At 34.6% G+C, this 22,513-nt stretch carries 21 protein-coding genes; 10 read left to right on the top strand and 11 right to left on the bottom strand.

Features of this window, described 5'->3' with window-relative positions; all coding sequences use genetic code 11:
• The first annotated feature begins 2 nt into the window (after nt 1–2).
• The 4 genes from ACFIMW_RS01815 (at nt 3) to ACFIMW_RS01800 (ending at nt 4,243) form a co-directional block, all read left to right on the top strand.
• Nucleotides 3–857: a TrmH family RNA methyltransferase gene (locus tag ACFIMW_RS01815; protein WP_375606104.1), complete on the top strand. Its 855-nt coding sequence runs from the start codon at nt 3–5 to the stop codon at nt 855–857.
• Nucleotides 847–1,350: a signal peptidase II gene (lspA, locus tag ACFIMW_RS01810; RefSeq protein ID WP_375607910.1), complete on the top strand. Its 504-nt coding sequence runs from the start codon at nt 847–849 to the stop codon at nt 1,348–1,350. The genes ACFIMW_RS01815 and lspA overlap by 11 nt, the downstream gene beginning before the upstream one ends.
• 1,125 nt (nt 1,351–2,475) lie before the next feature.
• Nucleotides 2,476–3,249, top strand: a complete 774-nt coding sequence (locus tag ACFIMW_RS01805) for a Bax inhibitor-1/YccA family protein (protein ID WP_375606102.1) — start codon at nt 2,476–2,478, stop codon at nt 3,247–3,249.
• A gap of 115 nt (nt 3,250–3,364) precedes the next feature.
• Nucleotides 3,365–4,243, top strand: coding sequence for an endonuclease/exonuclease/phosphatase family protein (locus ACFIMW_RS01800; protein WP_375607909.1), 879 nt, complete (start codon nt 3,365–3,367; stop codon nt 4,241–4,243).
• Here the strand turns inward: ACFIMW_RS01800 and polA are convergent.
• The 6 genes from polA to ACFIMW_RS01770 all read right to left on the bottom strand — a co-directional run bounded on the left by polA (nt 4,240) and on the right by ACFIMW_RS01770 (nt 11,067).
• Nucleotides 4,240–7,146, bottom strand: coding sequence for a DNA polymerase I (polA, locus tag ACFIMW_RS01795; protein ID WP_375607908.1), 2,907 nt, complete (start codon nt 7,144–7,146; stop codon nt 4,240–4,242). The two genes, ACFIMW_RS01800 and polA, sit on opposite strands and share 4 nt — an antisense overlap.
• A gap of 326 nt (nt 7,147–7,472) precedes the next feature.
• Nucleotides 7,473–8,180: a DNA polymerase III subunit epsilon gene (gene dnaQ, locus ACFIMW_RS01790; RefSeq protein ID WP_375606099.1), complete on the bottom strand. Its 708-nt coding sequence runs from the start codon at nt 8,178–8,180 to the stop codon at nt 7,473–7,475.
• A 4-nt stretch (nt 8,181–8,184) separates the two neighbouring features.
• Complete coding sequence (coaE, locus tag ACFIMW_RS01785) at nt 8,185–8,772, bottom strand: dephospho-CoA kinase (RefSeq protein WP_375606098.1); 588 nt, start codon at nt 8,770–8,772, stop codon at nt 8,185–8,187.
• Entirely contained in the window at nt 8,769–9,641 is an 873-nt protein-coding gene (locus ACFIMW_RS01780) for a shikimate dehydrogenase (RefSeq protein WP_375607907.1), read from the bottom strand. The genes coaE and ACFIMW_RS01780 overlap by 4 nt, the downstream gene beginning before the upstream one ends.
• Nucleotides 9,634–10,230: a Maf family nucleotide pyrophosphatase gene (locus ACFIMW_RS01775; RefSeq protein ID WP_375607906.1), complete on the bottom strand. Its 597-nt coding sequence runs from the start codon at nt 10,228–10,230 to the stop codon at nt 9,634–9,636. Before ACFIMW_RS01775 ends, ACFIMW_RS01780 begins: the two co-directional genes overlap by 8 nt.
• A 12-nt stretch (nt 10,231–10,242) precedes the next feature.
• Nucleotides 10,243–11,067 (bottom strand): pyruvate, water dikinase regulatory protein, encoded by an 825-nt coding sequence (locus tag ACFIMW_RS01770; protein ID WP_375606095.1) that lies wholly within the window; start codon nt 11,065–11,067, stop codon nt 10,243–10,245.
• A 551-nt stretch (nt 11,068–11,618) separates the two neighbouring features.
• On the opposite strand from ACFIMW_RS01770, the gene rho reads away from it, so the two are divergent.
• The 6 genes from rho (at nt 11,619) to ACFIMW_RS01740 (ending at nt 18,585) form a co-directional block, all read left to right on the top strand.
• Nucleotides 11,619–12,884 carry a transcription termination factor Rho gene (gene rho / locus ACFIMW_RS01765; protein ID WP_375607905.1) on the top strand — a complete coding sequence of 422 codons (1,266 nt, stop codon included), beginning with the start codon at nt 11,619–11,621 and terminating at the stop codon, nt 12,882–12,884.
• 31 nt (nt 12,885–12,915) lie between these two features.
• The gene (mnmE, locus tag ACFIMW_RS01760) at nt 12,916–14,223 is read left to right on the top strand and encodes a tRNA uridine-5-carboxymethylaminomethyl(34) synthesis GTPase MnmE (RefSeq protein WP_375607904.1); all 1,308 of its coding nucleotides are present in this window, start codon (nt 12,916–12,918) and stop codon (nt 14,221–14,223) included.
• A gap of 105 nt (nt 14,224–14,328) precedes the next feature.
• Nucleotides 14,329–16,197, top strand: coding sequence for a tRNA uridine-5-carboxymethylaminomethyl(34) synthesis enzyme MnmG (mnmG, locus tag ACFIMW_RS01755; protein WP_375607903.1), 1,869 nt, complete (start codon nt 14,329–14,331; stop codon nt 16,195–16,197).
• Nucleotides 16,197–16,844 (top strand): 16S rRNA (guanine(527)-N(7))-methyltransferase RsmG, encoded by a 648-nt coding sequence (gene rsmG / locus ACFIMW_RS01750; protein WP_375607902.1) that lies wholly within the window; start codon nt 16,197–16,199, stop codon nt 16,842–16,844. The genes mnmG and rsmG overlap by 1 nt, the downstream gene beginning before the upstream one ends.
• 6 nt (nt 16,845–16,850) lie before the next feature.
• Nucleotides 16,851–17,648, top strand: coding sequence for a ParA family protein (locus ACFIMW_RS01745; protein WP_375606091.1), 798 nt, complete (start codon nt 16,851–16,853; stop codon nt 17,646–17,648).
• A 40-nt stretch (nt 17,649–17,688) separates the two neighbouring features.
• The gene (locus tag ACFIMW_RS01740) at nt 17,689–18,585 is read left to right on the top strand and encodes a ParB/RepB/Spo0J family partition protein (RefSeq protein WP_375607901.1); all 897 of its coding nucleotides are present in this window, start codon (nt 17,689–17,691) and stop codon (nt 18,583–18,585) included.
• Between the two features lie 22 nt (nt 18,586–18,607).
• On the opposite strand, the gene ACFIMW_RS01735 is transcribed toward ACFIMW_RS01740, so the two are convergent.
• The 5 genes from ACFIMW_RS01735 to ftsY form a co-directional block, all read right to left on the bottom strand.
• Nucleotides 18,608–19,075, bottom strand: a complete 468-nt coding sequence (locus ACFIMW_RS01735) for a hypothetical protein (RefSeq protein ID WP_375606089.1) — start codon at nt 19,073–19,075, stop codon at nt 18,608–18,610.
• Nucleotides 19,076–19,271: 196 nt separating this feature from the next.
• Nucleotides 19,272–19,769, bottom strand: a complete 498-nt coding sequence (locus ACFIMW_RS01730; RefSeq protein ID WP_375606088.1) for a hypothetical protein — start codon at nt 19,767–19,769, stop codon at nt 19,272–19,274.
• A 2-nt stretch (nt 19,770–19,771) separates the two neighbouring features.
• On the bottom strand, nt 19,772–20,533 hold the full coding sequence (gene gloB, locus ACFIMW_RS01725; protein WP_375606087.1) for a hydroxyacylglutathione hydrolase: 762 nt from the start codon (nt 20,531–20,533) through the stop codon (nt 19,772–19,774).
• A gap of 62 nt (nt 20,534–20,595) precedes the next feature.
• Entirely contained in the window at nt 20,596–21,282 is a 687-nt protein-coding gene (locus ACFIMW_RS01720; protein WP_375606086.1) for a septation protein A, read from the bottom strand.
• A complete protein-coding gene (gene ftsY / locus ACFIMW_RS01715) occupies nt 21,279–22,502 on the bottom strand; it encodes a signal recognition particle-docking protein FtsY (protein WP_375607900.1) in 1,224 nt (407 codons plus the stop codon). Before ftsY ends, ACFIMW_RS01720 begins: the two co-directional genes overlap by 4 nt.
• Nucleotides 22,503–22,513 lie beyond the last annotated feature (11 nt).

Raw genomic sequence — 22,513 nt, 5'->3', positions numbered from 1 at the left:
ATATGTTTAGACCTAAAACTGGCAAAGTGAAAGAAATTACTTCTCTTAGCAACCCCATTATAAAAGATCTTAAAGCGCTCAGCCAAAAGAAAAATCGTAATAAAGAAGGTCTTTTCATGGCAGAGGGATTGAAGTTGGTCATTGATGCTCTCGATCTCGGCTGGACAATACAGACGCTTATTTTTTCTAAAAGCAAAATCGGTAATGCTGCTATCGAAAATATTGCTGCACGCGTTGTAGCCAATGGTGGTTTTGTGATTAAAGCTTCACAAAAGGTTATGGAATCACTTACCCGACGCGATAATCCACAAACAGTTATTGGTATTTTTAAACAAAAATGGCAACCTCTTGAAATGATAACTGAACAGACTAAAGATGTTTATATCGCGCTTGATCGTGTGCGTGATCCTGGAAATCTTGGTACCATTATCCGAACTGCCGATGCCGTAGGTGCTAAAGGTGTTATTTTAATTGGCGAAACAACAGACCCTTTCTCGCCTGAAACAGTTCGTGCAACTATGGGATCAATTTTCTCTATACCGCTTTATCGTTTTGATGAAAGCGCCTTTTTAAACTGGTCTGCTCACTTTAAAGGCATGATCGTTGGCACGCATCTTAAAGGATCTCTGGATTATCGGACACTTGATTTCAAAAATGGTCCTGTTATCCTTTTAATGGGAAATGAAAAACAGGGATTATCAGATATTCTTACAAGGCGGTGTAATAAACTCGCGCGTATTCCACAAAGTGGACGTGCTGATTCGCTTAATCTAGCAGTAGCAACAGCTGTTATGCTTTATGAAATCCGTCGCCCTTATTTAATACTGGAACCATGTGAGGAAAAACATGATTCGTAAATCACTCCCTTTTCTTCTCTTGGGCTTGGCTTTTACAGTAGTACTTGATCAAGCTGTCAAATACTGGATTATGCACAATATGCCTTTAGGAACAGAAATTTCGCTTATTCCTTTTCTTTCCCTTTATCATGTGCGCAATTCTGGCATTGCATTTTCATTTTTTTCTTCCTTTTCTCACTGGGGAATCATCGCCATCACGATCATTGTGATTATCTTTCTTCTATGGTTATGGAAAAATACTGAATATAATAAATCTTTTATGCGCTTTGGTCTTATCCTTATTATTGGGGGAGCAATCGGCAATCTTATTGATCGTATTCGCTTTCATCATGTCACTGATTATATCCTTTTTCATATTGATGATATCTTTCATTTTGCTATTTTCAACCTTGCAGATAGTTTTATCACTCTTGGTGTTATTGCCATCCTTATTGAAGAATTGCGTACTTGGATGAAGGCAAAACGTCATTCCAACAGCACATCTCCTCATTGATATGTTCAGCGCCTTAAAAACCAGAGGTTATTAATCATCACAAGTCTGATTACAAATTGATTTTTCTCAATCAATTCTTGTTTCTAATAATTTCATGTGTTTCTTTTCATGGAATTATAAAACCTTACTTTCACTTGATCTTTATATACTTGATCCGTGTAAAAGGAATGAACTCAAATAGAAACCAATAATTTTTTATTCATACGTCCTATATCCCATTCTGAGAGGAAATATTTTACAGCATTTAAATTCTGTTCATTTGCTTAAAACAATTGCTTTTCATATGTTTTTTAGTTTTTACAGGCGTCATTTTTACAGTGTTTTTCTTAAGCGCTTCGTGTAAAAACACCCCTCTTTTATTTATATTGCTTATTAAGCAATATCCTTTAACTATTTTCAATGTTTTATTGATAATACAACATATTGATATATAATGATAGTTTACCATTTTGTATATTGAATGAGAACCCTAAAGTTCTTTTATTTCGAACTTTCGCATGTTGAATTAATTAAAACCATGTCTTTTACACACCAATCTTGCTTGTGTGGAGCAAGCAAATAAATAACCTTGATTGATTTAATATAAGAAAATTTGTCATCAGAGAATCTTACTATATTCGGAGAAGAATTTAGCATACAAAACGATAATTTATTATTATATATCAGTTTTTATATAAAAAGATTCAATTCAATAGGTCTTCTAACCGTATAGAGCAGATGCAATATTGTAAGTTGAAAAACAGTGCAACGACACTTGCCTCTCTCTTCATCAAAGCAAAAACCGTTGATACCTTAAAGAGAATTATATTACACAATTTCTATGAACAGTAAAAAAATTTTAAGTATAGTCTTTTTATCTTGCAAAAATATGGCAAAAAATGGAAATATTATTTCATCAAAATAAACTATTTCCTTACCAATTTGTAAGGTTCCTTCTTCAGATAAATCTCTTGTAATTTTTAAATAAATCTCCATAATAAGAGCAGATGTGCTGGAATTCCGCCAGTGATTCTTAGGGTTTTTGTGTTAGCCAATTTAGGACTTATACGAAGTGTGTATCTGTAATGACAGAGGTACTTTTAAACCCCAATATCTGACGGAACATATGCTAAAGGATTTTATATTATGGCTAATTTTAAAAATTTACGTTCGGCGCCTGCTTCTCATGCCGATGCATCAATTGATCTGGGATTGCGCGACTATATGTTGGGTGTCTACAATACAATGGCCATTGGTTTGCTTATTACAGCTGCTGCCGCTTATGCAATTGTATCATTAGCAACGACAACAGATATGAGTCAAGCAGCAGCTCAAATCAATAGCAGTGTTTATTTAACATCTTTTGGAGTAACATTTTATACATCACCATTCTCTTATATTGTTATGTTTGCACCACTCATAGCGGTCTTATTCCTCAGTTTTAAAATTAATACACTGAGCACAAATGCTGCTCGTAGCCTCTTTTTTGGTTATGCTGCTCTGGTTGGTCTTTCACTATCTTCAATCGTTTTGCGTTATACGACAGAAAGTATTGTACAAACCTTTGTTATTTCCGCTGCAACTTTTGGAGCTCTTTCACTTTATGGATACACAACAAAGCGTGATCTTACAGCAATCGGTTCATTCTTATTTATGGGATTGATTGGTTTGTTACTTTCTATGATTGTAAACATTTTTCTTGGGTCAAGTGCTTTGCAATTTGCTATCTCCGTTATTGGTGTTTTTATCTTTGCTGGTTTAACAGCTTACGATACTCAAAACATTAAGTTGATGTATTACGAAGGAGATGAAGGTGATACAAGAGGACGTAAAGTTATTATGGGTGCATTGAATCTTTATCTTGATTTCATCAATATGTTTGTCTTCTTGCTACAATTTCTTGGTTCAAACCGTGATTGATTTTAAAAGATCATCGCTTAATGAAAGAACCTTGTTTCCAAAAGAAACAAGGTTCTTTTGTTTTTAGTGTAAGTTTTTACCCTTTGCCTCTTAGAGATTATATTCTTTTCGCAAAATGACAAAAATACCTTACAAGCAAAAGTTTCCTTGGTTTACCGGTTTTATCCAACAAAAGCTCCATAATTCCCTTTTAAAGGCAATCTATAGCCGCTCTCATCATCAACCAAACATCATCAAGCCAAATGATAATTATGATCTAACCGTTGCTTCCTATAATGTGCATAAATGTGTAGGTATTGATAAAATTTTTAATCCTACACGTATTGTACGTGTTATTAATGAATTACAAGTTGATATCCTTGCTCTTCAAGAAGCAGATAAACGTTTTGGAGAGCGCGTTGGCTTGATTAATCTTCAGCTATTAAAAGCTGAAACTGGCTTGATTCCTGTGCCTCTCAATACCATGTCACCTCATGGTCATGGTTGGCATGGAAACGCTCTTTTTTTGCGAAAGGGATATGTACGTGAAACTTTACAAATCACTCTTCCTGGTATTGAACCACGTGGGGCTGTAATTGTAGAATTGGAAATGCAAGCAGGCCCTATTCGTATTATTGCGGCTCATTTTGGCTTATTACGTTATTCTCGTAAACAACAAACAAAAATGCTCCTTGCAATTTTGCAAAAACGCTCCCTTATGCCTACACTCCTCATTGGAGATTTTAATGAATGGCGGATAGGAAAAGGCTCATCTTTGAACCATTTTTCTCCCTATTTTGATAACACACTTGAAGTTGTGCCAAGCTTTCCTTCGCGTTTTCCTCTTTTAGCCCTTGATCGCGTTTTTGCTTTTCCCCACCAATTGGTAACAAATATTGAAAATCATCATTCACCACTTGCACGTATTGCCTCAGATCATTTGCCTATAAAAGCCTACCTTAATCTTGCCAACGCCATGAATGTTCTTGAACATAAAATAAATAAAAAAAGTTAATGTGCCTCATCCCAATTTTGAGCTGTCATGACTTTTACTTCAAGGGGTACAGATAAAGATAAAACCGGCATTGTAGCATTTTCCATAACATTTTTAACAACGTCCATGGTTTTTTTACTCTCTTCTTTTGGTACTTCAAAAATCAGTTCATCATGTACTTGCAGCAACATTTTTGCTGATAGATTTTCTCCTTTTAAAACATCTTCCATCTGTATCATAGCGCGGCGAATAATATCTGCAGCAGAGCCTTGAATCGGGGCATTAATAGCTGCCCGTTCATTAAGGGAACGAATTTTTACGTTCTTTGCTTTTATTTCTGGATAATGGATACGACGTCCAAAAATTGTTTCTACATAACCATTTTCACGTGCAAAGTTTTTTGTCTTTTCCATATAATCTTTAATTCCTGGAAACCTTTCAAAATACAATTGAATATAACGACCCGCTTCTTGGCGTGAAATTCCTAATTGATTGGCTAAGCCAAAAGCTGAAATACCATAAATGATACCAAAATTAATCGCTTTTGCACGCCGTCGTATATCTGAATGCATTCCCTCTATTGCAACGCCAAACATTTGTGACGCCGTTATAGCGTGAATATCGTGACCTTTAGCAAAAGCTTCTTTTAATGCTTTTATATCCGCAATATGTGCAAGAATGCGTAATTCAATCTGACTATAATCAGCAGAAAGCAACACGTGCCCTTTGGGAGCAATAAAAGCTGTTCGAATTTTACGTCCTTCAGCAGTTCGTACTGGAATATTTTGCAAATTTGGCTCTGATGATGACAATCGCCCTGTTGATGTTATTGCCAAAGAATAATTCGTATGAACACGCCCTGTTTTTGGTAAAATATAAGAAGGCAAAGCATCGGCATAGGTAGATTTTAGCTTTGCAAGTTGACGCCACTCAATAATTTTACGCGGTAATAGATGACCTTCAGCAGACAACTCTTCTAAGGTCTGTGCAGAAGTTGACCATTGTCCACCCTTGGTTTTAGCACCTCCAGGTAATCCCATTTTGCCAAAAAGGATATCCCCCAATTGCTTTGGCGAAGCAAGATTAAACTTTTCACCAGCTTGTTTGTAAATTTCCTCTTCTAGAATCAAAGTAGCTTGCGCCAATTCTCCTGAAAGGCGCAATAAAATCTGCCTATCAACAAGAATCCCACGTTCTTCCATTCTTGCAAGAACTTCTACGAGTGGTCGATCAAGGCGATCATAAATTTTTGCCATTTTTTGAGCAACAAGTTGCGGTTTCAAAACTTGCCAAAGGCGTAGCGTTATATCGGCATCTTCCGCCGCATAAAGGGTAGCTTGTTTTAAATCTACTTGTGCAAAAGAAGTAATTTTTTTTCCTTTATGCGTTAAATCCTTATAGGCAATTGGTTTATGTCCAAGCCAACGTTCAGACAAATCATCCATATTATGGGTTAAAGTTCCAGCATCAAAAGCATATGACAAAAGCATAGTGTCATCAAAAGAACGTATAACAATGTCGTATTGCTTCATCACCAACCAATCATATTTTATATTCTGACCAATTTTTAACACCGCTGAATCTTCTAATAGCGGTTTTAAAAGTGCTAAAGCTTTTTGGGTCTCAATCTGCGAGGCAATACGCCCATCCCTTAAAAGGTCCTCTTTTTCCTCAAAATGTTCAAGTGGTATATAGGCTGCTTTTCCTGGTTGTAATGCCAGTGAAAAACCAACAAGCTTTGCTTGCATCGGATCAAGAGAGGTTGTTTCAGTATCAAAAGCAAAAAAGCCCTGTTCTTGTGCTTGCCATAACCATTCTTTTAAAGTTTCCTCCTCAAGAATCGTTGTGTAAGTATCTCTTGTAATTTTTTGAGACAGTGCTTGATCTTTACGTTTTTGTGCAAAAACTTGTGGAGAATTTTCAGAAAAATTATGAAAAGATGCACGTTCAGTATTTTTTATATCTAAATCATGTCCATAGCTTAGTTTTTCCCATTCAACATCTATATCAAGTGCATCAATAACAGCTGCATCACATGACGTTGCCTCTGCCACGCGACGCGTTAATGTTGAAAACTCCATCGCTTTCAAAAAAGCAATTAAACGCGGACCATTTTGTGGCTCCAAAATAAAATCATCTAAATCACTGTCTATAGGGACATCTGTTTTAAGCCTAACAAGCTCACGAGACATTTTAACTTGTTCTCTATAAGCTTGAATGTTTTCACGCCGTTTTGTTTGTTTAATTTCTGTTACGCGTTGCAATAAAAGATCAAGAGAACCAAATTCATTTAACAACTGGGCTGCAGTTTTGGGACCAATGCCTGGAATACCCGGTATATTATCCGTTGAATCTCCAATCAAAGCTTGTAAATCAATCATTTTTTCAGGTTCAACACCCCATTTTTCTATAACTTCTGAAATACCTATATGCTTGTCTTTCATTCCATCATACAAGGACACATGTGTATTTACGAGTTGCATAAGATCCTTATCAGAAGAGATAATGGTTGTCTTTGCCCCAACCTTCGTTGCCAATTTTGCATAAGTAGCAATTAAATCATCCGCTTCAAAACCTTCCTTTTCAATACAAGGCAAATTAAAAGCTTTTGTTGCTTGGCGTATCAGAGAAAATTGAGGAATTAGATCTTCAGGAGGTTCAGCGCGATTCGCTTTATATTGAGGATAAATTTGTTTCCGAAAAGTATCAGATGAATAATCAAAAATAACAGCAAAATGTGTTGGAACAATACCCATAGCTGTATTACGAGCATCACAAAGTAATTTCCATAACATATTACAAAAACCAGCTACCGCTCCTACAGGGAGTCCATCCTTTTTACGTTTTAAAGGTGGCAAAGCATAGTAAGCACGAAAAATGTAGCCTGATCCGTCAACCAACAAAAGATGATCTGTTGCTTTCATGACAATTTTATTTCTCCATTTCAGCTAAAAAACAAATTACCTGTATATATTTTTTTCATTTTTATTTTATTTTTTTACTTTGCCTCTAAAAAGCCATTTTTTCTTTCCATAAGACATGAAGTCGTTGCACTTATATTAAGTACCTAGAGCTTTTCTTTGCTGTTACAGGATTAATAGCTTTCATTTTGCTCCTCCTATGATAGCTGAGGTACAATGTAACGACAAGGTCGTTGTGGTGTTCCCCTCCCCACAACGACCGTTTTTTTTGGTATCCATATTTTATATTTTTAACCTTAAATAGCTTGTTTAGAGAAAAGATAAGAATATTATTCATAAACTTTGAAGTTATTCCACAGAGCTTTTTCACCCATTTTATTGATAAAATCAGCATGCAATCTTTTTTCTTGCGCACTCAATCTTGAAGGTAAAGCCTGTGGGCGAAATTTAACTGCATAAGGCATATCTTTGTCACTTTGAGTATGTTCATCAACACTCTTTCTGTTATCAAAACCCAATATGCCCTGCTTTCCACCAATCAATTCAATATAAACATCGGCCAAAATCTCTGCATCAAGTAAAGCACCATGAAGAACACGATGGCTGTTATCGATTCCAAAACGTTTGCATAAAATATCAAGAGAATTAGGACCCATAGGGAATTTACGCCGTGCCATAGCCAATGTATCAAGAATATTATCAACACTGATGAGCGGCTTATTGACGCGTTTTAATTCTGCATTAATAAAACCAATATCAAAACTCGCATTATGCGCAATCATTGTCGCGCCATTAATAAATTCCAAAAATTCATCAACAATATCACTAAAACTTTTCTCGTTTTTTAGGCGTTCATTGGTTAATCCGTGAATTGCTACAACTTCATCAGGAATAATAACGCCTTCAGGGTTTAAATAAACATGAAATTGGCGCCCTGTAAGATAACGATCAACCATTTCTACACAACCAATTTCGATTATGCGATCTTTCTCTTTATCTAAACCTGTTGTTTCTGTATCAAAAATAATTTCACGCATGATTTTAATTCTTTAGCAATTTTTTTATCACATCAAAAACCTGTTGACGGGTATTTTCTAAATCTTTCCCTGTATCAATAATAAAATCAGCACGTTCTCGTTTTTTTTCATCTGGCATTTGTTGGGCATTGATAAAGGCAAATTTTTTCTCATTCATACCTTGGCGAATCATTACACGTTCTTTTTGTATTTCTGGTGGAGCAGAAACAACAATAACGCTATCTACACGATTTTCACCATTTGTTTCAAACAGAAGTGGAATATCAAGAATAACTAATTTTTCCCCTTGTTTGCGCGCTGTATCAATAAATTCTTTTTCTTTTTCTTGCACCAAAGGATGAATTATTTTTTCTAATGTTTGTAATTTTTCCTTATCATCAATCAAAATTTCAGAAAGTTTCAAACGGTTAACTTCATCGTTTTCAACAACACTAGGAAAAATACGCTCTATGAGTGACAAAACTGGCTCACTTTTATAGAGTTGTTGTACCGCCTCATCAGCACTAAAAATAGAAATACCCGCTTGTCTGAAAAAATCAGCAACTGTTGATTTTCCCATAGCTATTGATCCGGTTAATCCTATAATTTTCATTCTCTTTCTTCACTCATATCCTCTAAAATGGCTGTCCTTAACGCTTTTGTTACCTGTGGTTTTATTCCAAACCACCGTTCAAATCCTATAACAGCCTGATGTAGAAGCATCCCAAGCCCATCAACCGTTTTGAGATCACAAGCCTTTGCCTGTTGTAAAAAAGGAGTTATCAATGGTGTATAAACAATATCTGTTACTAATGCCGTTGTTTTTGCTTTATGAAAATCACAAAAAAAAGAATCACTTTTTTCTTCTGGACTTTTTATGCCTATAGAGGTTGTATTAACAATCAAATCAGCTTGATGAAGTATTTCATGGATTTTATGCCAATCGTAAACTTTAATGATTTTTCCAAAATACTGAGCTAAATTATCAGCGCGTTGTTTTGTACGGTTAATCAAATAAATCTGTTCAAATCCGCGTTTTTTTAAAGCATATAGGATAGCGCGTGCAGCGCCACCAGCCCCAAAAACAAGAGCTGTTTCCCCTCCCCAATCAGATGCAAAATCATCAAGATTAGCGCTAAAACCATAGGCATCGCTATTCGTGGCACAAAGCTTATCTCCTTCATACCAAAGTGTATTAGCAGCACCAATCATTGTTGCTCTCTCATCTTTATAATCTGCTAAACGAAAGGCTTCTTGTTTATGAGGCAAAGTAACATTTCCTCCACAAAAGCCCATTTTTTGTAAAGAAACAATAAAATGACTAAATTCTTCGGATGTTACTTCCTGTGCAAGATATTCTCCTTGTAAACTATATTGTTTAAGCCAAAAATTGTGAATTTTTGGCGATTTTGAATGATGAATTGGAGAACCAACAACAAAAGCACGCGGATAATTTGTCTTTTTTATTATTAAGTTAACCATCAATAATTCCTAAGTGGCGCAATTTTATGAGTAGAGGCAGCAAAGGTAAACCAACAATGGTAAAAAAATCTCCTTCAATTTTTTCAAAGAGATGAATCCCTTCTCCTTCAATTTGATATACTCCTACGCTGTTTAGAACATCTTTTCCTACGCGTGCTAAATAACGTTCAATAAATTCTAACGAGAGTAAACGTACAGACATATGTGCACTAAAAGCTTCAACCCAAATTTTTTGACCATTTTTAAATAAAGCTACCGCACTATGAAGAGAATGGGTTTTTCCTGATAACTCACATAAACGTTGATGTGCTTCCTTAATATTTCTTGCTTTATGAAAAACTTTACCTTCCAAATCAAGAACTTGATCACAACCAATAACGAAAGCATCAGGAAAACGATCTGAAACATTTTTTGCTTTTGCACTTGCAAGAAAACAGCTAAGTTCTTTAGGTGTTTTTTCTTTTGTTGTTTTTTCTACTTCTCTCTCATCAAAAGAAGCGTCTTCAATTAAAAAATTTAAACCTGCCTTTTTCAACAACTGTGCACGATAAAAACTAAGAGATGCTAATATTAACGTATCTGCGTCCATGAGGATTTTCTCTCACTTTCCTTCACGAAATCGTGATAAAAGTTCAAATATTGCAGCAGCAGTTTCTTCAATAGAGCGCCTCGTGACATCAATAATAGGCCAACCAAAACGTTCGCAAATGCGTTTTGCATGGATTAATTCTTCAGCTATGCTGATACGATTAGTATAATTATCAAGAGCAAAACCTTCTCCTAAATCTCTATTTTGACGAATATGTGAAATTCTTTCAGCTGAAGCAATTAAACCAATAATTAAAGAATTTTTTACCTCTAAAAGAGATTCTGGCAAATCAATTCCTGGAATAAGAGGAACATTAGCCGTTTTGATTCCACGATTTGCTAAATAGATGCTTGTTGGCGTTTTAGAGGTTCTTGAAATTCCTACAAGAATTACATCCGCTTCAGATAAGCTACTGGAAGACTGTCCATCATCATGCTCTATTGTAAAATCCAGTGCCTCAATACGACGAAAATAATCTGCATTAAGATCATGTTGTGCACTAACACGTAAATGAGTTGGCATTCCAAGGTAAGACTGAAAAGCATTTAGAACAGGATACAATATATCAATACAGGGAACTTCTATTTTTTTGCATTTTTTTTGAAGGAGTAGTTTAAGTTCTTCATCAATCATTGTGTAAAGAACAATACCTGGCTCTTGTTGTATTTCATCAAGAACTTTTTGTAACTGTATTTTATTACGAATCATAGGATAGATATGCTCTGTTGCCTGACACATTGCATATTGGGATGCTACAGCTCTTCCAACAGAAATTAATGTCTCCCCCGTTGCATCAGAAAGCATGTGTAAATGAAAGAATTTTTTTTCTTTTGTCACAAAAATTTTAACTCCTTGTTAAGACATGTGTATATATTCTCACTGTTTTTTATAAAACTAAAATTTATGAAAAATTCTCCTTTTTTATGCACAAATTAAATGCTTGTGATAATTTTATCCCTCTTATAAAAAAGAGGGGATAATATCTTTAAGATAGTGTTATTTTTATTCTTTTTTCAGTTCCTTTTGTGGATAAAATTGAGGATAAATAATAATCCACACTAAACACAGTTATAAATAAGAATAATCCTTTCTTTAATATAAATTTATTAATATAAATTTCTGTAAAAAATACTTTTGAATAGCATTTCATTAGTGATATAGATTTTATTCATATTTTTCTTACAAAATAATTAAATACTGTTCGGATTTTATGTTTTTTTTAATTTTTATACAATTACTTGATATTACACAAATAAATTTCCTATAAATGGTACTTGCAGATTTAAAAAATTGAGTGTAAAATAATTTTTTCTTAAAGAATATTTCATTCATAAAATCTCCATAAATTATTCAGGGTAATCCTCTTCCTAATTAAAAGAGCATATTTCATGCAAAAAATGAAACTACAAGAACTTAAAAGCAAAAAACCAGTCGAACTTGTTTCTTTTGCTGAAACTTTAGAAGTTGAAAATGCTTCTCTTATGCGTAAACAAGAATTAATGTTTGCAATCTTGAAAAAACTAGCCTTACAAGATGTAGAAATTATAGGAGAAGGTGTTGTCGAAGTTTTACAAGATGGATTTGGATTCTTGCGCTCTGCTGATGCTAATTATCTTCCTGGACCTGATGATATCTATCTTTCACCTGCACAAATACAGTCGTTTTCTTTAAAAACAGGCGATACAATTGAAGGCCCCATACGTAGTCCAAAAGAGGGAGAACGTTATTTTGCTCTCCTTAAAATTAATACAATTAATTTTGAAAAACCTGAAAAGATTCGTTATAAAATTCATTTTGATAATCTTACTCCCCTCTATTCAAATGAACGTTTTCAAATGGAAATACAAGATCCTACAGAGAAAGATATGTCATCACGTGTGATTGATTTGATATCTCCATTGGGAAAAGGACAGAGGGGACTAATTGTTGCACCACCACGGACGGGAAAAACAGTTTTACTTCAAAATATTGCTCATTCTATTACCACTAATCATCCTGAATGTTATCTCATTGTTCTTTTAATTGATGAACGACCAGAAGAGGTTACTGATATGCAGCGTTCAGTAAAAGGAGAAGTGGTTTCTTCTACTTTTGATGAACCTGCAATACGTCACGTACAAGTGGCAGAAATGGTCATTGAAAAAGCCAAACGTCTCGTTGAATATGGGCGTGATGTTGTTATTCTCCTCGATTCTATTACACGTCTTGGGCGTGCATATAATACAGTTGTTCCTTCTTCGGGTAAAGTTTTAACAGGTGGTGTGGATGCAAATGCCCTACAGCGTCCAAAACGTTTTTTTGGTGCAGCACGTAATATTGAAGAAGGCGGATCTTTAACCATTATTGCAACGGCTTTGATTGATACAGGAAGTCGTATGGATGAGGTTATTTTTGAAGAATTCAAAGGAACAGGTAATTCGGAAATTGTTCTTGATCGTAAAGTTGCTGATAAACGTATTTTCCCTGCTATGGATATTTTAAAGTCAGGAACGCGTAAGGAAGAACTTCTGGTAGAACGACAAGATTTACACAAAATTTTTGTTCTTCGTCGTATTTTAGCATCTATGAATGTAACTGATGCAATTGAATTTTTGATTGATAAATTAAAGCAAACAAAAAATAATAGTGAATTTTTTGATTCAATGAATACGTAGAGTCATTAAAGTTTTTATTAGGATAAAACCTGTGGATACAATCTTTGCTGTTTCGAGTGGATTGTTACCTTCAGGGGTTGCAGTCATTCGGCTTTCTGGTCCTCATGTTGTGGATATAGTTAAAACGCTTTGTGGTCGTTTACCTAAAGCACGTTTTATGCATTATGGAAATCTTACTGCTCGTGATGGTGTTTTTTTAGATTCTGGTTTAACTGTTTTTTTTCCTGCTCCTCATAGTTTTACGGGGGAGGATTGTGCGGAATTCCATTTACATGGAGGAAAAGCAGTCGTCAATCGTTTTCTCGATGAATTGTCAACATTTTCTGGATGCCGTATTGCAGAGGCAGGTGAATTTTCACGTCGCGCTTTTATGGAAGGAAAATTAGATCTTGTTCAAGCAGAAGGTCTTGCTGATTTAATAGAAGCAGAAACGGAAAGCCAACGGCGTTTAGCTGTTATGGGTACAAGTGGACATTTAACGACGCTTTATCGTAATTGGCGTCATAAGCTTATGAAGGCGCGTGCTTTTATTGAAGCAGAACTTGATTTTGTTGATGAAGCAGATATTCCCAACGCAATATCTGATAAAGTTTGGAAAGATGTTGAGGATCTTTGTACTTCTATTAGGGAATATATTACTGAAGGAGAACGTGCGAGTATTTTACGTGATGGATTAAAAATTGTTATTGCTGGTGCTCCAAATTCTGGAAAATCAAGCATTATGAATCGTCTTTCAGGAAGATCTGTTGCTATTGTAACGGAAGAAGCAGGAACAACCCGTGATGCTTTAGAAATGAGAATTATTCTTGGTGGTTTACCTGTTTTTTTAACCGATACTGCTGGTTTTAGAAAAACAGAAAATAAAATAGAACAGATGGGAATAGAAGTTGCTAAACAGCATGTTAGAGAAGCTGATTTGGTTATTTTGGTTTATGATATAGGAAATCCTAAGCAAGTTGATTTACCAGAAACATCGGCTGAAATATGGCATGTTGGTAATAAGCTTGATCTTTATGAAAAAAATGATCAGCGTTGGTCTATACAATTTTCCGCATTAACTGGTTTAAATTTTGATTCTTTTATCAAAGAACTTGAATTATTTTGTCATCATCGTGGTTCTGAAATTGGAAATATTGTTCCAGCACGTAAAAGGCAACTTCAATTATTAAAAGAAGCTGTTAAAGAGATTGAGTTTGCTCTCAATTATCATTCTTTTGATCTCAGTTTACGTGCAGAACATCTCCGTCGTGCAAGTGATTTTCTTGGAAAAATTACAGGAGATATTGATGTTGAAGATTTGCTTGATATCATTTTTTCAGAGTTTTGTGTTGGTAAATAATGATTCACGTGAAACATTGATTATTTCATAGACAGATTATAAAGATTATGTAATTTATATCCTGTTTCACGTGAAACCTTAGAAATTTTCTACGGAATGAATTAAATGCGATCATATGATGTTATTATTGTTGGTGGTGGTCATGCTGGCTGTGAAGCGGCTTCAGCTTCAGCACGTGTAGGAGCCAAAACAGCGCTTGTTACACATAAAATATCAGCACTGGGAACAATGTCGTGTAATCCTGCTATTGGTGGTCTTGGAAAAGGGCATCTGGTTCGTGAAATAGATGCGTTAGATGGTCTCATGGGAAGAGCAGCAGATGCTGCTGGAATTCAGTTTAGACTTCTTAATAGACGTAAAGGACCGGCAGTAAGAGGACCACGGACACAAGCAGATCGACAACTTTATAGAGAAGCAATTCAAAAATTATTAAAAGAACAAGAAAATCTTATTCTTATTGAGGATGAAGTACTTGATTTGATTGTTAAAGATAATTGTGTATCAGGTGTTATTTTAAAAAAACAAGGAACAATTTTTTCTGGTGCTGTTGTTTTAACAACAGGTACATTTTTAAATGGCTTTATTCATATTGGTAATAAAACATGGGCTGCTGGTCGTATGGGAGATCAGTCAAGTGTGAAACTTGCTGAACATTTGAAAAAATATCATATAAAACTTGGACGATTAAAAACAGGAACCCCTGCTCGTCTGAGTAAAAAAACAATTGCTTGGGAAACTCTCCAAAAACAACAAGCAGATGAAAATCCCGTTCCCTTTTCTCTTTTAACAGAGAAAATTGAACAGCCACAAATTGAATGTGCAATAACGCGTACAAATGCACAAACACATAAAATTATTCGCGAAAATATCTATAGTTCTGCTTTATATTCTGGAAATATTGAAGGATTAGGACCACGTTATTGTCCTTCAATTGAAGATAAAATCGTTAAATTTGGAGAACGTGATGGACATCAGATTTTTCTAGAACCAGAAGGATTAAATGATGATACTGTTTATCCAAATGGTCTTTCTACGTCTCTTCCTGAAGATGTACAAATTTCTTTATTGAAAACCATTGAAGGATTGGAAAATGCTACAGTTTTGCAACCTGGCTATGCTATTGAATATGATTTTGTTAATCCTCAACAATTAACGAAAAGTTTGGAAGTACGCTCTTTACCAGGTTTGTTTTTAGCGGGCCAAATTAATGGCACAACAGGATACGAGGAAGCGGCAGCACAAGGTCTTTTAGCTGGATTAAATGCTGCATGCAAGGTAGGTAAATTAGATGAAATACTTATAAGTCGTTCTACTGCTTATATTGGTGTTATGGTTGATGATTTGGTTTCACGTGGTGTTTGTGAACCTTATAGAATGTTTACATCACGTGCTGAATTTCGTTTATCTTTAAGATCTGATAATGCTGATACGCGTTTAACACCTTTGGCAAAAGAATGGGGTATTGTGAGTAAAGTACGTTGGGATTATTATCAGAAAAAGCAACAACGGCTTGATCAAGCACGATCGATATGTCAAAATCTCTTTTTAACACCTAATGAAGCTTCTGCTCATGGATTACACGTTAACCATGATGGGATTCGGCGTTCGGCTTATGATTTTCTTGCATATCCTCATATGACTGTAGAGCGTCTTTCACATTTATGGCCACAATTACAAGAAATTGATTCTAAAACAGTTGAAGCTTTAGAAATTGAAGCACAATATGCGGTTTATTTAGATAAACAAGCACAAGATATTGCCTCTCTTCAAAGAGATGAACGTTTAGAAATTCCTTCTTCTCTTAATATTGAGGCAATTTCAGGTCTTTCAAATGAACTTAAATCAAAAATTCAAGAAGTATCGCCTCGTTCAATTGCTGATGCACAAAAAATTGATGGCATGACTCCTGCCGCATTATCACTTATTATTACATATATTCAACGTCAACGGCGTGAAAAGGCTAAAACAGCTTAATGGATTTTTCTACAGAAAAAAAATATCAACAATTATTAAATATTATTCCTTCTGTTTCACGTGAAACGATGGAAAATTTAATGCAGTTTGAGTCTTTAATACTTCAATGGAATGCACATATTAATTTGATATCTGCTACAACTATACCAGATCTATGGACACGACATATTTTAGATTCAGCACAAATTTTTCCTTTATATGCTCATTCTTTACATTGGTGTGATTTAGGATCAGGAGGAGGTTTTCCTGCAATTGTGATTGCTATCTTTTTGAAAGAAAAAAAAGCAGGACATATTAATCTTGTTGAAAGTAATGGGAAAAAAGTTGCTTTTTTGCGAACAGTTATTGCTCAACTTAATCTTCCAGCAACGGTTTATCACGCTAGAATTGAAGATATATATCAAAAAATTCCCATATCTGATATTATAACGGCACGAGGATTAGCGCCGCTTGATACTCTTTTACAACTCATTTTTCCTTTATTAACAGAAAAAACAATAGCTCTTTTGCAAAAAGGTCGGGATTACGCTACAGAAATAAAAAATGCCTCTGCCAATTGGCACTTTGATCTGTTAAAACATAAAAGTAAAGTTGATGAAAATTCTGTTATTTTGGAAATTTCTCATATTCGATCATATAGAGGGTAGAGCAAAATGAGCGAAACACGAATTATCGCTATTGCAAACCAAAAGGGTGGAGTCGGAAAAACAACCACAGCAATTAATCTTGCTACAGCTTTAGCGGCTATTGGTGAAAATGTCCTTATTATGGATGTTGATCCACAAGGTAATGCTAGTACAGGTTTAGGGATTGATCGTAATAGCCGTCCTTTATCTTCTTATGATGTTTTGGTTTCGGGCGTTTCAATTACACAGGCGGCTTTAAAAACAGCCGTACCCAATCTTTATATAGTTCCCTCTACACTTGATCTCTTAGGAGTGGAAATGGAAATTTCTTCATCAAAAGATCGCATACAACGCTTACGTAAAGCTCTCTATGATGATCCGGAAATGGAAAAAAAATTCAATTATGTTTTAATTGATTGTCCTCCTTCCCTTAATCTTTTAACACTTAATGCTATGGGGGCTGCGGATTCTGTTTTAGTGCCTATGCAGTGTGAATTTTTAGCACTTGAAGGTTTAAGTCAATTACTTGAAACAGTAAAACAAGTGCGATCCGTACTTAATCCATCTTTAGAGATCCAAGGTATTGTTCTAACAATGTATGATGGACGTAATAATCTTTCAAATCAAGTTGTTGAAGATGTACGCTCTTTTATGGGAGATAAAGTTTATCGTACTGTTATTCCACGAAATGTAAGAGTATCAGAAGCGCCCTCTTTTGGTAAACCTGTATTGCTTTACGATCTCAAATGTGCTGGAAGTCAAGCTTATTTGCGTCTAGCATCAGAAGTGATTCAACGTGAAAAACAAGCACGCGCTGCTGCTTAGAAATATAAAAAAATAATCTAAAAATTCAAAGAGAAAAATTATGAATGATGATCTCTCAAAAAAAAGACTAGGACGTGGATTAGCGGCATTGATTGGAGATATCAATTTAAACAATAATATTGCACGTTCATCAAGCTTTGATAAATTAAATGAATCCGGTAGTCTTTCTGAGCAATTTATTCCAATTGAATCTATTTCATGTAATCCTCATAATCCTCGGCGTCATTTTACTGAAACAGAGCTTGATAATTTGACACAATCAATTCGTCAACACGGTGTGGTTCAACCGATTATTGTAAGGCCTTTAAGAGATCATCCTCATCGGTTTGAATTGATTGCTGGTGAACGGCGCTGGCGTGCAGCACAACGTGCAAATTTAAACCAATTGCCAGTTATTATTCGCGATGTAGATGATAAAACGGCTTTGGAATTGGCAATTATTGAAAATGTTCAACGTGCAGATCTTAATCCTATCGAAGAAGCAAAGGGATATGAGATGCTTCTAAATGAACATGATTATACGCAAGTAGATTTAGCGCAAGTTATAGGAAAAAGTCGTAGTCATGTTGCAAATACGCTTCGTTTGTTAAAACTTCCAGAAAAAGTACAACAATTCTTAACTGATGGACAACTTTCCGCAGGTCATGCACGTTGTCTTATAACCGTTGATAATCCACAATATTTAGCTGAGAAAATTATTCGTGAAGGGCTTTCTGTACGTCAAACAGAAATACTTGCATATGAGCAAGCTAATCCTAAAACTAAAAAACGTACCAATTCGGAGAAAGATGCTGAAACAAAATCTTTAGAAAAATTACTTGCAGATGTGATAGGAATGAAAGTTATTATTCAACATGGTAAAAAAGGTGGAGATTTAAAAATACATTACTCTTCATTAGAACAATTAGATGAAATTTGTCGGCGTTTACAAAGTTAATCAATTGTTCTAAAAATGTTTTTTAACAGTTATCTTTTAAAATTTTTATTATTCTATACATATGCTCTTTAGCAAATTCTATATTGCTTGAAGGTAAAAAGTTTTTTTCATAAGTAGAATTTTCTTCATTAGTAAGTACATACAATGTCGCTTGAAGTGCTAGGTGAGCAACAACAAAATCTTTCGGTGTTATATTATTTTCTTTTAAAATATTCACAAGTTTTGGATTATTAGAAATATAGGCAGCGTATTTTTCAATATTATCATTATAAGTATTTAAATCACTTTTTTTATTCGTTTGTTCTGGTTTTGAATATAAATTTTTACATTCTATTTTGATTTTTTCCAGCTTTAAAAGAAGATCTTCTGTTAAGGGATAATTTGCAATGAAAGGCGATATAAAAGAAAGCTCATCTATTTCTTGTTTTTTTTCTTGAGCGTATGATGCAAAAGGAAAAATGAAGAAAAAGCACAATAGAAGTTTAAACATGACTAAAATTATCCTTTCTTTTTTGAATTTCAATAAATATTTTTTCGTCTGTTATTCTTTATTTTTAGAAAAACATTTGTTAAATGTAATCGAAATAAACACAATTATTAGGAATGATAAAAACACGGTGATTTTTTAATGCACGGACTTTTTTATTAGATTAATGGGATGATATTTTTTAATGTCTCATAGCTGATTAGTTGCTCAAAATGAGTTTTTCACAGCTATCTAAAAGAATTGTCGCTTTAAAAAAATGTTTTTTAACAAATTCAAGATTGTTTAGAAATATAGTATTTTTCTCAGTAGAATATTCCTTTTCAGGTACAAATATGAGAAGCGTTGATATTTCTTTAAGAGCTAAGGTTCCTGAAGCAAAATCTTTCGGTGTTATATTATTTTCTTTTAAAATATTTACAAGTTTTGGTTTACTAGAAATATAGGTAGTGTAATTTTCAATACTAGAATGGATACTAGAATCATAACTTATAAGATTATTTTTTGTTTCTGGAAGTAAATTTTTACATTCTTTTTCAATTTTTTCCAGCTTTAAAAAAAAATCTTCTGTTAAGGGATAATTTGCGATGAGAGATGATATAAGAGAAGAATTATCTGTTTCCTTTTCCTCTGCCCTTGTTAGTTGAATATGTATCACGAAAAGAAAAAGGAGGAACAAACGTAATACGAACTTAAGCATGATTAAAAATTATCCTTTCTTCTTCGAATTTCAGCAAAGACTTCTTCATCTGTTTCTTCTTCCATTACAAGGTTTCTTCGCAACACACTATCATCCCAGCGGAGAAAGGGATTTGTTGTTTTTTCTTGCCCTAAAGTGACAGGAAGAGTCATGGCATTTTTTGCGCGCAGTAAAAAAACATCTTCTACTCTTTGCTGGAGTTTTTTATTATGTGGGTCAATTGTTAGCGCGAAAAGAGCGTTATTTTTTGTGTACTCATGTCCACAATAGAGGAGTGTTTCATCGGGGAGTTTACGAAGTTTTTTTAAAGAATTTAGCATTTGTGCAGCTGTTCCTTCAAAAAGACGTCCACAACCAAGTGAAAAAAGTGTGTCTCCAGCAAACAGTAATTTTTTTTCAGAAAAATAGTAAGATAGCGCTCCTAGCGTATGGCCAGGTGTTGATAGAGCTAAAAGTGTGTGAGAACCAAAAAAAAGTTTCTCATCATGGTGAAGTGTTTGATCAAGATGATGAATCTTTTCTTTTTCTGCTTCTGGTCCAATAATTATAGCATTGTAAACTTGTTTTAATTCTGCTAGGGCTTCTACATGGTCGTGATGATGGTGAGTCACAAAAATAGTGTTAAGTGTCCAATTACGGCGCTTTAAAGCGTTATGAATCGCTTTGCTTTCTGGAGCATCTATTGCGGCTGTCATACCACTTTTTTCATCATGAATGAGCACACCAAAATTATCTTCTCGACAGATAAACTGTTCAATCAGCATGTTTTTTCTCCTGAACAGTGTTTCGCAATGAATCTATAAAATAATTTGTGATGGTAAGTTTTTTAAGAATCAGATTTGTCCTCTTCTGTAAAAAGTCCTTTTGAATGTTTTATAATGATAGGCATTTGGGTAAGCATGAAAAGGACTGTTATAGGCATGACGCCAAAAACTTTGAAACTCGTCCAAAAATTATCGCTAAAATTGCGCCAAATAATTTCATTCAAAAGAGCAAGAAAAATGAAAAAAAACGCCCAACGATAGGTCAATTTTTGCCAGCCTAAATCATCAAGTTTTAAGGTAGAATCAAGAGCATAACGCAAAAGCGGTTTTTTAAAAAACATTCCACCAAAAAGTATCAAAGCAAATAAGCTATTAATGATTGTTGGTTTCATTTTTATGAAAGTTTCATTATGAAGCCAGAGAGTTAAAAAACCAAAAACTAAAACAAATATTCCCGAAATAAGAGGCATAATAGGAATTTGTTTTGCAAGGATCCATGATAAGCTTAGAGAAATAATAATTGCTACCATAAAAATAGCTGTTGCAGGGAAAATAGGCTTGCTAAAATTTTGAAAAAATTCAATGTTTTTTATCAACCATTCTCCTTTATAATTAGCAAAAAAGAAGGCGACCAATGGTCCCATTTCTAAAAGAAACTTAAGTGTTGGTGAAAGGGGCGTTTTTTTATTGTTATTCACATTTTTTTCAGAATTATTATGTGAATTAGGGTTAGATAAAGGCTGTTTCATACATGTTTTCCTGCAATAGTTTCGGCAAAGTCAGAAGCAGAAAAGGGTTGAAGGTCTTCAATATTCTCTCCTATACCGATAAAATAAACGGGTAATTTATATTTTGCTGCGATAGCGACAAGAATTCCTCCTCGTGCTGTTCCATCCAGCTTTGTCATGACCAAACCATTAACACCAGCAATATCACGGAAAATGTCCACTTGGTTGAGTGCATTTTGTCCGGTCGTTGCATCAAGTGTTTGAAGGATTGTATGGGGCGCTTGGGGGGTGTGTTTTCTTAAAACACGAATAATTTTTGCTAACTCATCCATCAATTCAGATTTATTTTGTAAACGTCCTGCTGTATCAATAATTAATACATCACTGTTTGCTTTTTTTGCTTTCTCAAAAGCATCAAAGGCTAAACTTGCAGCATCTGCACCTAATTTTGTAGAAATAACAGGAGAATCAGTACGTTCACCCCAAATATGCAGTTGCTCAATAGCTGCGGCTCGGAAAGTGTCACCGGCTGCAAGCATAACTTTTAATCCCCCTGCTGTTAATTTGGCTGCAAGTTTTCCAATAGTTGTCGTTTTTCCAGTGCCATTTACACCTACTAGCAAAATAACATGAGGCTTATGGCTGAGATCAAGTTCTAATGGTATTGCAACAGGTTCCAGAACTTTTTTGATCTCATCAGCTACAATAGTATGAATGTCATCTGGAGAGAGGTCTTTTCCATAACGACTGGAAGCTAAAGTATTCGTGATGCGCGTTGCCGTTTCTACACCGAGGTCAGCTTGAATCAGAATATCTTCGAGCTCTTGCAGTGTAGCTTCATCAAGTTTTCTTTTAACAAAGAGGTCACTAATTGATCCGCTTAGGCGTTGTGAAGAAAGCGATAGACCTTTTTTAAGGTGTCCAAACCACGCTGTCTTTTTTTGTTCAACAAAGGATTCAGACAAAATTTCTTCATCCTTTTTTTCACGGATGGTGTTTGTGACAATAATTTTTCCATAAGGGGGAATTTTAACAGAAAGGGAAGCTTTATCAGAATGAGATTCTAAAGGTGGAGATTTTTCATCACACTTTGTAGGTGTTGACTTTTTATTTTTTGTTCTTTCATTTTTGTCCTTCTTTTTTTCTATGATATCACTTTTATCAGGAATAGAAATTTGTTCCATTTCCTGCTCTTTAGATTTGTTAAAAGAAAATATTTTTTTTATAAAAGATTTTGTCATAAGAAATTTCC

Origin of the sequence: Bartonella sp. AC329YNZD (genome assembly GCF_042196685.1) — a bacterium.
Taxonomy (GTDB): domain Bacteria; phylum Pseudomonadota; class Alphaproteobacteria; order Rhizobiales; family Rhizobiaceae; genus Bartonella.
The sequence above is the reverse complement of the archived record's forward strand: the minus strand, read 5'-3'. Positions and strand labels throughout refer to the sequence as shown.